Below are 1,395 nucleotides of genomic sequence, written 5' to 3' on the forward strand. Positions count from 1 at the left end.
ACTGCCGACCGGTGGCCCTTTTTTATAACTGACATCAATAAATTCATCTATCTTTCTATATAAATATATTCTGAATTATCATTAATGTCTGATAACAAACTTGATTTTTTACTGTTTAAATAATATTTAAACAATAAATCTATATTTTATTTTTGCGTAATTAATATTATTTTTAGATAAAGCCGTCTCTTTGGTGTACTATTCCTTTGAATCAAAAATACACTTATTAATATAAGTGATGATTCATGGTAAAGGATATATTATATCAATGGAGTTTTTATGAAGCGTAATATTATAGGCGGTGCATTCACTCTGGCATCTCTAATGCTGGCCGGGCATGCACTGGCAGAAGATGGTGTTGTTAACTTCGTCGGTGAAATTGTCGACACTACTTGTGAAGTTACCTCCGATACAGCCGATCAAATTGTCCCACTGGGTAAAGTCAGTAAAAATGCATTTTCAGGTGTAGGTAGTCTGGCGTCGCCACAGAAGTTCAGTATTAAACTTGAAAATTGCCCGGCAACGTACACTCAAGCAGCCGTTCGTTTTGATGGTACAGGACAAGCGATTGCGGCAACCGGCGTTGGTATTCGTATTTTTAACCAGTCCGATAATTCGCAGGTTAAACTTTATAACGACTCTGATTATACCGCTATCGATGCTGAAGGCAAGGCTGAAATGAAGTTTATTGCACGCTATGTGGCAACCAATGCGACCGTAACGGCTGGTACGGCGAACGCTGATTCACAATTTACTGTCGAATATAAGAAATAATTTATCAAGGGCCTTTTTATTCAATTGGCTTTGGCCAGGGAGTCGTTATGTCCAGAAAAAGTTGTTTAATCAGGCTCTTTAAAACAACAGTTTAATGTAAGTTATTTACCGCGATTATACTCAGCGTTTTTTTAGGCCAACCAGCATTAACTTATGCAGGCGTTGTCATTGGTAGTACGCGGGTGGTTTACTTAAGTAATAATGCTGATAAATCTATTTCTGTATTTAGCAAAGAAGAAAAAATACCTTATCTCATCCAGGCTTGGGTAGATCCATTTAATAAAGAGGATAAAAGCAAAGCGCCGTTTACCGTTATTCCGCCAGTATCACGATTAGAACCTTCGCAAGAAAAAATATTACGCATTATTCACACCAAAGGTGTGTCATTGCCTGATGATCGCGAGTCAGTCTTCTGGCTGAATATTAAAAATATTCCGCCATCAGCGAGCAACAAAGCGACGAACTCGCTGGAAATAGCAGTAAAAACGCGTATCAAGCTGTTCTGGCGACCAGCAAATATCCGCCTTATTCCCGAAGATGCTGCGCCGAAAGTGAAATGGCGCCGGGAAGGGCGAAATCTGATAGCAGAGAATCCCAACCCAATTCATATCAGTGTGATGG

General features: G+C 39.2%; 2 protein-coding genes. Both read left to right on the forward strand.

What is annotated here, in order from left to right:
• The first annotated feature begins 279 nt into the window (after positions 1–279).
• The gene (locus tag ACUU1I_RS20535; protein WP_000827815.1) at positions 280–774 is read left to right on the forward strand and encodes a fimbrial protein; all 495 of its coding nucleotides are present in this window, start codon (positions 280–282) and stop codon (positions 772–774) included.
• A 113-nt stretch (positions 775–887) separates the two neighbouring features.
• Positions 888–1,395 (forward strand): long polar fimbrial chaperone LpfB-O113 (gene lpfB-O113 / locus ACUU1I_RS20540; protein WP_449144910.1); only part of this gene is annotated, 508 nt, incomplete at its 3' end.

Source organism: Shigella sp. SIG3 (assembly GCF_053555855.1).